This is a genomic window from Streptomyces sp. NPDC056734 (genome assembly GCF_042790455.1).
Taxonomy (GTDB): domain Bacteria; phylum Actinomycetota; class Actinomycetes; order Streptomycetales; family Streptomycetaceae; genus Streptomyces.
In genome coordinates this window covers 81,413-95,743 of sequence record NZ_JBHTZD010000008.1, presented here as the reverse complement: position 1 = coordinate 95,743, position 14,331 = coordinate 81,413, and the positions used below count along the sequence as shown (strand labels likewise).

Genomic DNA, 14,331 nt, shown 5'->3' with positions numbered 1-14,331 from the left:
TGTCGCGCCTGGGGGACTTTTTTGGGGATCTGGGGGGATCTTTCTTGCTGACGTCTGTCTTCGTCGCCGCCGTTTCGCTGGCCCTGTTCTGGATGGCGGCGTTCACCCTGTGGTGGCAGATGCACGCGTGGCGTACGCCCGAGGTGCTCGCCTCGACCCGGTTCGGCAGACCCGACGGGGCCGAGCACGTGTCGTTCTCGCTGCTGCTGCCCGCCCGCCATGAACAGGCCGTGCTCGACCACACCATCCAGCGCCTGCTGGAGTCCTCGCACACCGACTACGAGATCATCGTGATCGTCGGCCATGACGACCCGGAGACCACCGCGGTGGCCAGGGCGGCCGAGGAGCGCGACCCGCGCGTACGGGTGGTCGTCGACACCCACGAGAAGAAGAACAAGCCGAAGGCCATGAACACGGCCCTGCCGTACTGCCGAGGCGATGTCGTCGGAGTCTTCGACGCCGAGGACCAGGTCCATCCGGAACTGCTCGCCCACGTCGACCACGCCTTCCGCACCACCGGCGCCGATGTCGTCCAGGGCGGTGTCCAGCTGATCAACTTCCACTCCAGCTGGTACAGCCTGCGCAACTGCCTGGAGTACTTCTTCTGGTTCCGCTCCCGGCTTCACCTGCACGCGCAGAAAGGGTTCATCCCGCTCGGCGGCAACACCGTCTTCGTCCGGACCGAGGTGCTCCGGGCAGCCGACGGCTGGGATCCGAACTGCCTCGCCGAGGACTGTGACCTGGGCGTACGGCTGTCCAGCGTCGGCAAGAAGGTCGTCGTCGCCTATGACTCCGAGATGGTCACCCGCGAGGAGACCCCCGGCTCGCTGATGTCGTTGCTCAAGCAGCGCACCCGCTGGAACCAGGGCTTCCTCCAGGTCTACCGGAAGAAGGACTGGAAGCAGCTGCCCACCCTCGGCCAGCGGCTGCTCGCCCGCTACACCCTGATGACCCCGTTCATGCAGGCGTTCACCGGCCTCGTCATCCCGCTCAACATCGCCATCGCGCTCTTCCTCGACGTGCCCGTCGCCATCGCCTTCATCACCTTCCTGCCGGCCGTCACCGCCCTGGTCACCTTCGTCTTCGAACTGGTCGGGCTGCACGACTTCGGCAAGCAGTACGGACTGCGTGTCCGCCTCGTCCACTACCTCAAGCTCGTCGTGGGCGGCCCCTTCTACCAGGTGCTCCTCGCCGGAGCCGCGGTCCGGGCCGTCTGGCGCGAGCAGCGCGGCCGTAACGACTGGGAGCTGACCACCCACGTCGGCGCCCATCTCGGCCCGGCCCCCTCCACCCGGGACGCCCGGGACACCAAAGACGCCCGAGACATCCGAGAGGACGTCCACGCGTGACCTCCACCCTCGACGCGGTGACCACGACGGTCCCCGCGCAGCGCCAGTCTGCGCCCACGACCCCTGCGACCGGCCGAATATCCCCGCCCGGGCGGCGCCGCGTGTCCCGGCCCGACCTGCTGCTGTGCGGACTCCTGCTGATCGCGATCCTGCTCGTGCAGGGCTGGAACATCGCCGACTACCCCACCCTCAGCGACGACGAGGGCACCTACCTCGCCCAGGCGTGGGCCGTCCAGGAGGGCCGGGGCCTGGCCCACTACACCTACTGGTACGACCACCCCCCGCTCGGCTGGATACAACTCGCCGTGCTGACCTGGATACCCGCCTGGCTCAGCCCCGAGTCGATGACCGTCGGCTCCATGCGCGCCGCGATGCTGCTGATCAGCGCGGTATCCGCCGTCCTGCTCTATGTCCTGGCCCGCCGCCTCGCCCTGCCCCGCTGGGCCGCCGCCCTGGCCATGGCCCTCTTCGGGCTCGCGCCGCTCTCCGTCATCCTCCAGCGCCAGCTGTTCCTCGACAACATCGCCGTGATGTGGACGCTCCTGGCGTTCTGCCTCGCCGCCTCGCCCAACCGCCATCTCTGGCACCACTTCGGCGCCGGGATCGCCGCCGCGACGGCCGTGCTCACCAAGGAGACGATGCTCGTCGTCCTGCCGGCACTGCTGCTCACCATGTGGCGCCACAGCCACCGCGACACCCGTAAGTTCGCGGTCACCGGAGCCATCACCGCCTGCGCCCTGATCGGCTTCTCCTACCCCCTGTTCGCCCTGCTCAAGGGCGAACTGCTGCCGGGCGAGGGCCATGTCTCCCTCTGGGACGGCATCACCTACCAGATGACCCGCCCCGGCTCCGGCTTCATCCTCGACGAGGGCACCGGCTCCTGGGGCGTCCTTCAGTCCTGGCTCTACTACGACCGGGTCCTGATCGCCGGCGGCCTCGCGGGCGCGATCCTGCTGCTGGTCACCTGGCGCTGGTCGGTCACCGCCCGCGCCCTCGCCGGACCGTGCCTGGTCGTCGCCATCCTCGCCCTGGTCGCCCTGCGCCCCAGCGGCTACCTCCCCGCGATGTACATCATCCAGGCGCTGCCCTTCCTCGCCCTGGTGCTCGCCGGGGGCACCGCCTCCATCGCCCACGGCGTACTGCGCCGATGGCGCCGCCCCGGTGAGCGGCGGGCCGTCACCGGCGGCCGGTACGCCCTCGCCGCGGTCCTCGCCCTCGCCGCGGGCGCCCACGTCGTACCGCGCTGGTACGAGGGTGACCGCACCGCCCTGACCACCGACGCCAACGCGCCCTACCAGGCCGCCGCCGCCTGGATGGCCGACGAGGTCGCCGACCCCGAGGACACCCGCGTCCTGGTGGACGACGCCCTCTGGCTGGACCTGGTGCACGCCGGGTACGAACCCGGGCTCGGCGTCATCTGGTTCTACAAGGCCGACCTCGACCCCGCCGTCACCAAGACCATGCCCGACGGCTGGCGGGACCTGGACTACGTCGTCGCCTCGCCGACCGTACGCCGGGACGCCGTCGACCTGCCGAACGTACGGGCCGCGATCGAGCACTCGACGCCCGTGGCCGTCTTCGGGACCGGCGAGGACCGCGTGGAGATCCGCCGGATCACCGGCGAGAGCGGCAGCGGAGGCGACCGATGACCCAGGACCACATCCTCGGCGCCGCCGCCCGGCTCAGTGCCGAGGTCCCCGAACCGGCCGCCGTCACCATCGTCGTACCGACCTTCAACGAGTCCGCGAACGTACGGCAGCTGCTGCGGCAGATCACCGCATCGGTGCCCGCGCGCCTGCCCTGCGAGGTCGTCTTCGTCGACGACTCCACCGACGACACCCCCGACGTCATCCGTGACGCGGCGCGCGGCTGCCCCTACCCGGTGACCGTCCTGCACCGCGAGGAACCCGTGGGCGGGCTCGGCGGCGCCGTCGTGGAAGGCATCAAGAGCGCCGGGGCGGACTGGGTCGTGGTCATGGACGGCGACTGCCAGCACCCGCCCTCCCTGGTCCCGGAACTCGTCGCCACCGGGGAACGCGCGGGCGCCGGACTGGTCGTGGCCTCCCGGTACATCAAGGGCGGCAGCCGCGCCGGGCTCGCCGGCAACTACCGCGTCGCCGTGTCCCGCGCGGCGACCTGGCTCACCAAGTCCCTCTTCCCACGCCGGCTGCACGGCATCAGCGACCCCATGAGCGGCTTCTTCGCCGTCCGCCGCAGCGCCGTCACCGCCGAGATCCTCAAACCCCTCGGCTACAAGATCCTCCTGGAACTCGCCGTCCGCAGCCGCCCGCGCGGCGTCAGCGAGGTGCCGTTCGTCTTCCAGGACCGGTTCGCCGGCGAGTCCAAGTCCACCGCCCGCGAGGGCCTGCGCTTCCTGCGCCATCTCGCCGGGCTGCGCACCGCCTCGCCGGTCGCCCGGATGGTCGTCTTCGGGCTGATCGGCGCCACCGGCTTCCTGCCCAATCTGCTCGGGCTGTGGGGGCTGACGGCCGCCGGAATGCACTACGTGCCCGCCGAGGTGGTCGCCAACCAGTTCGGGGTCGCCTGGAACTTCCTGCTCATCGAACGGCTGCTGTTCCGCGACCGGCGCCGCTATCGGGCCTGGTGGGACCGGCTCGGCCGGTTCGCGCTGCTCGCCAACGCCGATCTGCTGCTGCGCATCCCGCTGATCGCGCTGCTCGTCGGCAAGTTCGGCATGGAGGCACTGCCCGCCACCGCGCTCGCGCTGGTGACGACATTCGTCCTGCGCTTCGTCGGGACCGAGGCGCTGGTCTATCTGCCCCGCACCGGGAAGCGGGACAGCCGCACGGACAGCGGTACCGCAAGGGAGAGCCGAGTGAACGACACCCACGCCAGCAGTACAGCGGCGAACGACACCACCACCAGCAGTACAGAAGCGAACGACACCACCGCCAGCAGTACAGAAGCGAACGACACCACCGCCAGCAGTACAGCGGCGAACGACACCACCGTGCCTGGTGCGGAGGGGAGAGCCGCATGAGACGGACCCGAAGCGGCGGACGCCGGTCCACCACCGCGCTCCTCGCCGTCGCCGCACTGACCGGCGGGCTGCTGCTCACCGCACCGCAGTCCGCGTCCGCCGCCAACCTGATCACCAACCCCGGCTTCGAGACGCCCGGCAGCGGTGACATGCCCGCCTGCTGGTCCAAGTCCGGGTGGGGCGACAACGACTTCACCTTCGAGACGACCTCCGACGCCCACTCCGGGAACAGCGCCATGAAGGTCTCGCTGACCCGCCGGGCGGACGGCGACCGCAAGGCGCTGATCACCGAGTCCGCCGCGTGCGCGCCGGTCGTCACGGAGGGCAAGCAGTACGACCTGTCCCTCTGGTACAAGACGACGACCCCGGACGCCAACCTCACCCTGTTCCGGCACGACGCCACCGCGGGCTGGCAGTACTGGACCGACCTCAAGACCCTGGACATGGCCGGGACCTGGACCGAGGCGAGCGTCCGCACCCCGGAGATCCCGGCCGGCACCGACCGCATCACCTGGGGCGTCTCGGTGTACGGCACCGGCTCCGCCACCACCGACGACTACGTCATGGAGCAGGTCGCCGACCCGATCCCGGACCCCGAGTGCACGGGCACCGCCGAGGAGTGCGCGAACGGCCGCTGGGACGTGCTGCCGGTGCAGAACCCGGTCCGCTCCATGCACTCGGTGGTCCTGCACAACGGCAAGGTGCTGCTGATCGCCGGATCCGGCAACGACCCGGAGCTGTTCGAGGCCGGCACCTTCACCTCCGCCGTCTACGACCCGTCCGACGGCACCTACGAGGTGATCCCCACCCCGGACGACATGTTCTGCGCCGGGCACGTCCAGCTCCAGGACGGCCGGGTGCTGGTGATGAGCGGCAACAAGGGCTATCCGTCGGCCGACGGCACGGTCGGCTATCAGGGGTACAAGGACTCGTACATCTTCGACCCCGAGACCGAGACGTACATCAAGACCAACGACATGAACGACGGGCACTGGTATCCGTCGGCGACCATCCTCGGCAACGGTGATGTGATCTCCTTCGGCGGGCTGAAGGAGGACTCCACCGGGTCGGTCACCGCCGAGCTGTGGTCCGAGGCCGAGCAGAAGTGGCTGCCGACCTGGCAGGTCAATCAGACCTGGTCCTTCTGGGGCCTGTATCCGTCGATGATCCTGATGCAGGACGGGCGGCTCTTCTACTCCGGCAGCCATGTCTTCGGCAACAACATCCCCGGCACCGGCTCCGCGATCTACGACTACGGCGCCAACACCATCACCCAGGTGCCCGGCCTCCAGGACAAGGACGAACGCGACCAGTCGGCGAGCGTGCTGCTGCCGCCCGCGCAGGACCAGAAGGTCCTCACCATCGGCGGCGGCAACATCGACTCGAACCCGGAGGCGAACCGGCTCACGGACGTCATCGACCTCAAGGAGCCGAACCCGGCGTACGTCGCCGGGCCGCCGCTTCCGCAGGGCACCGTCGATCTCGGCGCGGGTCCCGTGCCGCAGACCGGCGACCAGGGCAAGATGTATCTCTCCGCGGTGCTGCTGCCCGACGGCAAGGTCCTGGAGACCGGCGGGGCGCTGCACAACCGGGCCAACCCGGTCTTCGAGTCCTCCCTCTACGACCCGGAGACGGGCACCTTCGATCCGGTGGCCGCCGATCCCGAGGCCCGGGGCTACCACTCGTCCGCGTTCCTGCTGCCGGACGGCCGGGTGATGACCACCGGCGACAATCCGGGTAACGGTTCCTGGAACCACAACGTGTCGATCTACACCCCGCCGTATCTCCTCAAGGGCGACCGGCCCGCGATCACTTCGCTGATCGACACGGAGTGGACGTACGGCGACACCCAGCGGATCACGGTGGACCGTCCGATCGCCAAGGCGGAGCTGATCCGTCCGGCGGCGGTGACCCACTCCTCCGACCCGAACCAGCGCTTCGTGGACCTCCCGCTGACCGTCGACGGCAACAACATCGACCTGAATGTCACGAGCAACCCCAACCTCGCGCCGCCGGGCTGGTACATGCTGTTCGCGGTGGACGCCAACGGGGTGCCCTCCGTGGCCGAGTGGGTCCATCTCGGCGGCCCGCAGGCCCTCGCGGCGACCGACGCGTCCGCCCATGTCCATGACTTCGCGGACGACCTGTCCGGCAAGGTCACCAAGCCCGGCAAGAAGCGGGCCTCCCAGCCGGTGTCCCCGACGGTCTCCGGCTGCGACCGGCACTACGGCTCCGCCAACGTCTGTGTGCCGACCGCCTTCCCGGCGGAGGTGAAGGCGACGACGGCGTCGCGCTGCGCGTGGCTGGCCGCCAACGATTACGGCCGCCTGAAGGTGAACGGCAAGGACGACCCCTTGAGGCTCGACCCGAACCGGGACGGAACGGCGTGCGGCAAGGGGGACATCAAGAAGCGCCGCTAGCCGAGGCAGGGGCCAGGGCGTGGCGCTCACCGCGTGAGCGGGGTGCCGCCGCGCCCACCCGTGCCGCCCTGCGGCACGACTGCCCGCAGCTATGCCGGACAGCACGCCGGCGCGACCGGCACCTCGACCGCAGCCGAGCGGCAACGCCCCCAGGGGCGCGGGGAACCGCGCACGGCGGCGCGACCGAGCCGACACCTTGGACGCAGGTGAGCCGCAACCCCCAGGGGCGCGGGGAACTGCGCGACCAGCCACGGACGGCCCGCGGACGGTCGACTACCGAGGACGCCCGGACGCCGTAGGCACCCCGCCCAGGACATCCACCGCCCGATCGACCAGATCCGTCAGCTCATCGCGATGACCCCGCTCGGCCCAGTACAACGTCGCCTCCATCAACCCCCCGACCAACGACATCGCCCACACCCGCACCTCCAGCGAAGCGACATCCCGCCCGGTACGCTCCGCGATCACCCGGCACAGCACCCCACCCGTCACCGACATGCTCTCCATCACCCGCGACCGCACCGCCGGCACCTCGACCATCAGCCGCGTCCGCAGCCGCACCACCTCGGACCCCTCCTGGAATCCGAGGACCAGCGCCCGGTGGAGCACGAACCGCAGGGATTCGAGCAGCGGCTCGTCCGCCGGACGCCGCCGCAGTTCCTCCTCCATCAGCGGGTCGTACTCATCGGTGATGACGATGTCCTCCTTCGCCGGGAAGTACCGGAAGACGGTCGACGGCGACACCTCCGCCCGGTCGGCGATCTGCTCGACCGTGGTGGCGTCGTACCCCTGCTCCTCGATCAGCTCGTACGTCGCCGTACGGATCGCCGTCCGGGTCTTGATCTTCTTCCGCTCACGAAGTCCCAGCCGAGGGCGGTCGGCGGCGGAGCCGGTCGGGGAGGAGGTCTGTGCGGCCGTCATACGGTCATTGTCGGGCATCGGCGCTGGCGGCGGCCATGCCGATGACGCCCCCCGTCCCGGGTGTCCGGTCCCTCTACACCTGCTGGTACGCCACCAGTGAGATCCCCACGTAGTGCACGACGAACGCCGCCAGCGTGAGGGAGTGGAACACCTCGTGGAAGCCGAACCAGCGCGGTGACGGGTTGGGCCGCTTGATGCCGTAGATCACCCCGCCCGCGCTGTAGAGCAGACCGCCGACGATCACCAGGATCAGGACCGCGATGCCGCCCGTCTTGAGGAAGTCGGGGAGGAAGAACACGGCCGCCCAGCCCATCGCGATGTAGCACGGGGTGTAGAGCCAGCGCGGGGCGCCGACCCAGAAGACCCGGAACGCGATCCCGGCGAGCGCCGCCGCCCAGATGCCCCACAGCAGCCACTGACCCTTGGCCTCGGGGAGGAGCAGCATGGTCAGCGGGGTGTACGTACCCGCGATGATCAAAAAGATGTTCGAGTGGTCCAGGCGGCGCAGGATGCCGTCCATCCGCGGGCTCCAGGTGCCCCGGTGGTACAGCGCGCTCACCCCGAACAGCAGACAGGCCGTGAGCGCGTAGATCGCGCAGGCGAGGCGGGCTCGGGGCGTCTCGGCGAGGGCGGTGAGCGCGAGACCGGCGACGACCACCGCGGGGAACATGCCCAGATGCAGCCAGCCGCGCAGCTTGGGCTTGACCGGATCCGGCAGGGTGAGAGCGGCGGAGACGCGATCGGCGACCGATGTGTCCTTCGGCGCGTCGGAGGCGGGCGCAGTCATTGTCCGATGGTACCCACGCCACGTTAAGCCGTGGATCAGTCCCCCGAACGGAGTGGCCGGACTCTCACGGCAGTTGGCGCCGGACGTCCCAAAAGACGGTCACGCGAACTCAATGTGCACGCAAAGAGACGATCGGAAACACAGAGTTACGTGGCATTCCTCACGCCGCTCAGGTGGGCGGCCTCCTGGACAAATGCGCGGCCACCTCGGATGATCAGATGAGTGCGGTCGGCACCGGATGAGCGCCTTGTGCAGCCTGAGTGCGGCAGCTGCGAAGCATCCGGGTCGTGGCCCCCACGGGGCAGTCAGTGACAAAACCCTCAACAAGGAGCGATCGTGGCGCGCGATATCGCGGCTCCCCCCGTCATCCCGACCCGACACCAGGAACTGATCTCGTGGGTCAACGAGATCGCGGAACTCACCGAACCGGACAATGTGGTCTGGTGTGACGGATCCGAGGCAGAGTACGAGCGCCTGTGCGGGGAGCTGGTCGAGAAGGGCACCTTCCGCAAGCTCGACCCGGTCAAGCGCCCCAACTCCTACTACGCGGCCTCCGACCCCACCGATGTCGCCCGCGTCGAGGACCGCACCTTCATCTGCTCCGAGCAGGAGGAGGACGCCGGTCCCACCAACCACTGGAAGGCTCCCGCCGAGATGCGGGCCATCTTCGCGGGGGAGAAGGGGCTGTTCCGCGGCTCGATGCGCGGGCGGACCATGTACGTCGTGCCCTTCTGCATGGGGCCGCTCGGCTCGCCGCTGTCCGCGATCGGCGTCGAGATCACCGACTCGGCGTATGTCGCCGTGTCCATGCGCACCATGACCCGGATGGGGCAGCCGGTCCTGGAGGAGCTGGGCACCGAGGGCTTCTTCGTGAAGGCCGTCCACACCCTGGGCGCCCCCCTCGCGCCGGGCGAGCAGGACGTCCCCTGGCCCTGCAACCGGACCAAGTACATCTCCCACTTCCCCGAGGACCGCGAGATCTGGTCCTACGGCTCCGGGTACGGCGGCAACGCCCTGCTCGGCAAGAAGTGCTACGCCCTGCGGATCGCCTCCGTCATGGCCCGCGACGAGGGCTGGCTCGCCGAGCACATGCTGATCCTCAAGCTCACCCCGCCGACCGGCGAGGCCAAGTACGTCGCCGCCGCCTTCCCGTCCGCCTGCGGCAAGACCAACCTCGCCATGCTGGAGCCCACGATCTCCGGCTGGACGGTCGAGACCATCGGCGACGACATCGCCTGGATGCGGTTCGGTGAGGACGGCCGGCTGTACGCCATCAACCCCGAGGCCGGTTTCTTCGGCGTCGCGCCCGGCACCGGCGAGCACACCAACGCCAACGCCATGAAGACCCTGTGGGGCAACTCCGTCTTCACCAATGTCGCCCTCACCGACGACAATGACATCTGGTGGGAGGGCATGACGGAGGAGACCCCGGCCCACCTCACCGACTGGAAGGGCAACGACTGGACGCCCTCCGCCGAGGTCCCGGCCGCCCACCCCAACGCCCGCTTCACCGTCCCGGCCGCCCAGTGCCCGATCATCGCGCCCGAGTGGGAGGACCCCAAGGGCGTGCCGATCTCCGCGATCCTGTTCGGCGGGCGCCGCGCCACCGCCGTACCGCTGGTGACGGAGTCCTTCGACTGGAACCACGGCGTCTTCCTCGGCGCCAATGTGGCCTCCGAGAAGACCGCCGCCGCCGAGGGCAAGGTCGGTGAGCTGCGCCGCGACCCGTTCGCCATGCTGCCGTTCTGCGGCTACAACATGGGCGACTACATGGGCCACTGGGTCGAGGTCGCCAAGGGCCGGGACACCGCGAAGCTGCCGAAGATCTACTACGTCAACTGGTTCCGCAAGAACGACGAGGGCGCGTTCGTCTGGCCCGGCTTCGGTGAGAACTCCCGGGTCCTGAAGTGGATCGTGGAGCGGCTGGAGGGCAAGGCCGAGGGGGTCGAGACGCCGATCGGCGTGCTGCCGACCCGGGCCGCGCTCGACACCGACGGGCTGGATCTCTCCGAGAGCGACCTGGAGTTTCTGCTCACGGTCGACACGGAGATCTGGCGGGAGGAGGCGGCGCTGGTTCCCGACCATCTCAATACCTTCGGTGATCACACGCCCAAGGAGCTGTGGGACGAGTACCGGGCGCTGGTGGCGCGGCTGGGCTGAGGCCCTCTCTGTGCTCCGCGGCCGGTCGGAACCGACAGTGCCCTGACCAGCAGTATCGTCACGGCCGGCCGCGGGTTGTGCGCGCACAACGGCGTGCGTGGATTGTGGGCCTGCCCCGGTTGTTCCCGTCCGCCCCGACGGGGGTGGGGCGGGCCCTCGCCGTTTGTTTTCGGTTGTTCGCCGGGTGCGGGGCGGTGGTCGCTTCTCGCGCCCACGCGGCGGAGCCGCATATCGATACAGCCCCGCGCCCCTAAAAGATGCGCCGGTCCGCGCGGCCCCGACCGAACAGCTCCCGGCGTTCCATAGACCTACTGGGAGCGGTCCTCTAGGTAGCGCGTATGGGACTCCTGGCGTCTTGTCTCTGTTTCTCTCAGGGTGGTGGCCAGGTGGTGGGCCTCCTCGGTGAGGACTGTCAGTTGGCGTTCCAGGTGTTGTTCCGGGGGGTCCTGGCCCGGGGTCATGCGGTGCCACCAGCGGGTGCGTACGAAGGCGTGGACCGCCTCCGGGATGTCCTGGCGGACCGTGCGGGAGACCGTGTGGACGGCCTCCGGGTCCTGGGCGAGGATCTCGGCGACCCAGCCGGGGTCCAGGAGCGCGTCCAGGAGGTCGGTCAGGACGCGGAGGCGGGTCGCGGTGGCCGGGGGGAGGTCCACGTCGGCCAGATAGTCGCCGAGCTTGGTGAAGTCGGCGCGGATCTCGTCCAGTTGGGCGGACGGGTCGGGGAAGTCGGGGAGCGCGGGGCGCTCCGGTGGGGCGATCAGCGCGCCCGCGCCGTACAGGCCGAGGACGACGACCGGCCAGTACGGGCCCGCCACCCCCGTGAAGGTGAGGACGAGGCCGAGCAGTCCGCAGACGCTGCCGGTGATGTTCTTGCGGGACTCCAGATAGCCGGTGATCCGGCCGACGAGCCTATTGGTAGCCACGGATCTCCTCGAAGGCGCCGTCGAGCGAGCCCTCCTGGGCGTCGAAGAGCCGGCCGCCGGTCAGTTCGGCGATGTGTTCCAGTTCCGCGCGGTCGGAGTCGCCGAAGAGGATGGGGAAGACGGGGGTCTGCCTGCCGGTGGCGTCCAGAGCGGCGTAGAAGCCGTCGAAGTCGTCGGGGCCGGTGCCCGCGGTGTTCTCGCCGTCGGTCATCAGCACGATCGAGGTGAACGTGTCCCGGTCGGCGGCGAGCTGGTCGTACGCCTGCTCCAGCGAGGTGTAGATCGCGGTGTCCCCCTCGGCGCGCAGGGCGTCGGCGTCCTGGCGGATGGCCTCGCGCCCGGCCTCGGGGTCCTTCGGGTCGAGGACATGGGTGCGCACGCTCTTCACCTCCGAGCCGAACGGCATCAGGGTGACCTCCTCGCGCTCGCGGAACTCGCCGGTGAGATCGGTGAGCGCGCTCTTGAGCCGGTCCAGGCGGTCGCCCTCCATGGAGCCGGAGGTGTCGAGGACGTAGACGGTCCGCGAGGGGCGGCGCAGTTCGTTCTCGTACGAGTCGAGGAGGCCGTCCGCCACCGACTGGCTGCCGGGGAAGGGGAGTTCGCGGCGGCGGGCCGTGTCCAGGCCGGGGGCCGGGGAGACCGAGGGGACCACCGGGCGGCGGTGGGTGCGGTCGGTGATCTCGCGCTGGACATCGGGCGAGCGCAGTGCCTCGGTGAGCCGGCGGACATCCTCGCGGGCCGACCTGGGGGAGGCGGCCAGGGTGGAGACCGGGTAGTCGGCGGTGATCACACCGTCGGTGGGGCGGATGACGGTGAGGCCGGGCAGGCCCATCAGCACGGACTCGTAGTTGAGGAGCGCGTCGACGGTGCCGCGCCGGTCGTACGCCTCGGCCAGCCAGCCCGAGGACCCCGAGGTCAGCTGCTGCCCCTGGAAGAACTCCTTCAGCCGGGGCGTGGCCTTCTCGACGTCGGCGTCGGTGAGCGCGGACTGGGCGCCGGAGAGCGCGGACGCCACCGAGACCAGGGTGGCGAAACCGGAGTTGGAACGGGCCGGGTCGGTCATCCCGTAGGTCAGTTCGCCGTCCCGGACGGCCTCCTCGACCTGCGCCCAGGTGACGTCACCGGGGTCCCAGCCCAGGGCCTGGACGGTGGCGGGCTTGACGCCGATGGCGACCGGGCTGGCCATCACCGAGGTCTCCGAGACGATCTTTTGGGCCGCCTCGGGGCGCAGCCGCAGAGAGTCGTTGGACGCCAGCCAGACGGCGTCGTAGGACGTGTCGGCCTCGCCCGCCGCGATCAGGTCCACGGCGTCGAGGGTGCCCATGTAGGTGGGCTTGACGGTGATGCCGGTCTCCCGGCGGACCAGGTCCAGGACCGGCGTCATGTCGCTCAGCTCGCTGGAGGCGAGGACCCGCAAGGTGCCCTCCTGGTAGGTCTGCTGGGGGGCCGGGTCGGAGTCGTCGCGGGCCGAGCACCCGGTGAGCAGCAGGGCGAGTGCGGCGAGCGCGACGGCGACACGGCCAAATCTCATGGTGCGTGTCATGCGGGGCCGCCCCCTTCGAGCGCGCCCTGGGAGCGGCTGCGCTCCAGATAGGCGCCGGCGTGCTGGAGTTCGGTGGTGAGCGAGGCGACGGTGTTCGCCATGACCTCGGTGGCCTGCACCTTGTAGGAGTCGATGGCGTCGAGCGTGCGGTAGATCTGCTGGAACGCGGCCCGCAGCGTCTCGGCGCCGACCGCCGGGTCGGCCGCGATCCGCTGGATCTCGCCGCTCTGCGTGGCCAGCATCTCGGCGTTGGCCCGGATCAGCTCCTCGGTGGTCCCGCGCAGGGCGTTGACCTGCTCGATGACCTTCTTCTGGTGGTCGAGCGCGGATGCCAGCATCACCGAGATCCGCAGCGCCGAGACGGTGGTCGTGGCGGCCCGGTCGACGCCCTTGATCAGCTCGTCGTTGTTGCGGCGTACGACGTCCATGGCGAGGTAGCCCTGGGCGCACACCGCGAGCTGGGTGAGCAGGTCCTGGTGCTTCTGCCGGACGGGGAAGAGCACATCGGCGCGCAGCGCGTCGGCGGACTGCGGATCGGTGGTGTCGACCCGGGCGATGTGCGACTCGACGGCCGTGTCCAGGGCCTGCGTCAGGACCACGTACTCCTGGAGCTTGCCCATGGTCTCCCACAGGCGTACCCGCTCGGTCTGCAACGCGGCGTTGTCGCGGCGCAGTTCGTCCTGTCCGCCGCGCAGCGAACCCACGATCCTGTTGAGGGTGCCCTGGGCGGAGGCGTACTTGGCGAGATGGTCGCGCAGCTTGTTGCCGCCGGGCAGCCGGGAGAGGAACCTGCGCCCCTTGGCGGCGGGCAGCTCGCGCGGGTCGAGATCCTCCACGACCCGCCGCAGCTCGACCAGCGAGCCCGCCACCTGCGACTGGGCGTCCCCGCCCTTGCCGGGCAGGCTGCGCACGGTCCGCTCCAGCATCCGGTTGGACTGGGCGGTGGCGGCCCGCAGCTCGCCCGCGCCCAGCGCGGTGATCTCGCCGACCTTGCCGGCGAACTCGGGGGAGCGGGCGTCCAGGGCGGCGAGAGCGGCCACATGGTCGGCGGCCTTGCGCGCCATGTCGGCCCGGACCTGGTCGTCCACCGGGACGAGCCCGCCCGCCTTCTCGCGCGGTACGGCGGCCACCGGTTCGGGCGGGGTCAGGGTGAAGGTCTCGTCACTGCTGCGGCTGGTGTTCTGACTGGTGCTGGAGCCCAGGAACCCGTCGAAGTCGGTCATGGTG

The 14,331-nt window shown here is 70.1% G+C and carries 10 protein-coding genes; 5 read left to right on the top strand and 5 right to left on the bottom strand.

The features are described 5' to 3' along the window. The first annotated feature begins 44 nt into the window (after positions 1 to 44). Genes ACFRFC_RS14235 through ACFRFC_RS14220 form a run of 4 tightly spaced genes read left to right on the top strand, consistent with a single transcriptional unit; the run spans position 45 to position 6,770 of the window. Positions 45 to 1,349 (top strand): glycosyltransferase, encoded by a 1,305-nt coding sequence (locus tag ACFRFC_RS14235; protein ID WP_382684586.1) that lies wholly within the window; start codon positions 45 to 47, stop codon positions 1,347 to 1,349. Next, entirely contained in the window at positions 1,346 to 2,998 is a 1,653-nt protein-coding gene (locus ACFRFC_RS14230; RefSeq protein WP_382684588.1) for an ArnT family glycosyltransferase, read from the top strand. Before ACFRFC_RS14235 ends, ACFRFC_RS14230 begins: the two co-directional genes overlap by 4 nt. Beyond that, complete coding sequence (locus ACFRFC_RS14225; protein WP_382684590.1) at positions 2,995 to 4,350, top strand: glycosyltransferase; 1,356 nt, start codon at positions 2,995 to 2,997, stop codon at positions 4,348 to 4,350. Before ACFRFC_RS14230 ends, ACFRFC_RS14225 begins: the two co-directional genes overlap by 4 nt. After that, on the top strand, positions 4,347 to 6,770 hold the full coding sequence (locus ACFRFC_RS14220) for a galactose oxidase-like domain-containing protein (protein WP_382684593.1): 2,424 nt from the start codon (positions 4,347 to 4,349) through the stop codon (positions 6,768 to 6,770). The genes ACFRFC_RS14225 and ACFRFC_RS14220 overlap by 4 nt, the downstream gene beginning before the upstream one ends. A 273-nt stretch (positions 6,771 to 7,043) precedes the next feature. Here the strand turns inward: ACFRFC_RS14220 and ACFRFC_RS14215 are convergent, their stop codons facing one another. Continuing rightward, complete coding sequence (locus ACFRFC_RS14215) at positions 7,044 to 7,691, bottom strand: TetR/AcrR family transcriptional regulator (RefSeq protein WP_382684595.1); 648 nt, start codon at positions 7,689 to 7,691, stop codon at positions 7,044 to 7,046. A gap of 73 nt (positions 7,692 to 7,764) precedes the next feature. After that, a complete protein-coding gene (locus tag ACFRFC_RS14210; RefSeq protein ID WP_382684598.1) occupies positions 7,765 to 8,478 on the bottom strand; it encodes a hemolysin III family protein in 714 nt (237 codons plus the stop codon). 336 nt (positions 8,479 to 8,814) lie between these two features. Between ACFRFC_RS14210 and ACFRFC_RS14205 the strand changes: the two genes are divergently transcribed. Next, on the top strand, positions 8,815 to 10,638 hold the full coding sequence (locus ACFRFC_RS14205) for a phosphoenolpyruvate carboxykinase (GTP) (RefSeq protein WP_382684600.1): 1,824 nt from the start codon (positions 8,815 to 8,817) through the stop codon (positions 10,636 to 10,638). 308 nt (positions 10,639 to 10,946) lie between these two features. Here ACFRFC_RS14205 and ACFRFC_RS14200 read toward each other — a convergent pair whose 3' ends face one another. Genes ACFRFC_RS14200 through ACFRFC_RS14190 form a run of 3 tightly spaced genes read right to left on the bottom strand, consistent with a single transcriptional unit; the run spans position 10,947 to position 14,327 of the window. After that, positions 10,947 to 11,561, bottom strand: a complete 615-nt coding sequence (locus tag ACFRFC_RS14200; RefSeq protein WP_382684601.1) for a hypothetical protein — start codon at positions 11,559 to 11,561, stop codon at positions 10,947 to 10,949. Further along, on the bottom strand, positions 11,548 to 13,092 hold the full coding sequence (locus ACFRFC_RS14195) for a substrate-binding domain-containing protein (RefSeq protein ID WP_382684604.1): 1,545 nt from the start codon (positions 13,090 to 13,092) through the stop codon (positions 11,548 to 11,550). The genes ACFRFC_RS14200 and ACFRFC_RS14195 overlap by 14 nt, the downstream gene beginning before the upstream one ends. Before the next feature lie 8 nt (positions 13,093 to 13,100). Continuing rightward, on the bottom strand, positions 13,101 to 14,327 hold the full coding sequence (locus ACFRFC_RS14190) for a toxic anion resistance protein (RefSeq protein WP_382684606.1): 1,227 nt from the start codon (positions 14,325 to 14,327) through the stop codon (positions 13,101 to 13,103). Positions 14,328 to 14,331 lie beyond the last annotated feature (4 nt).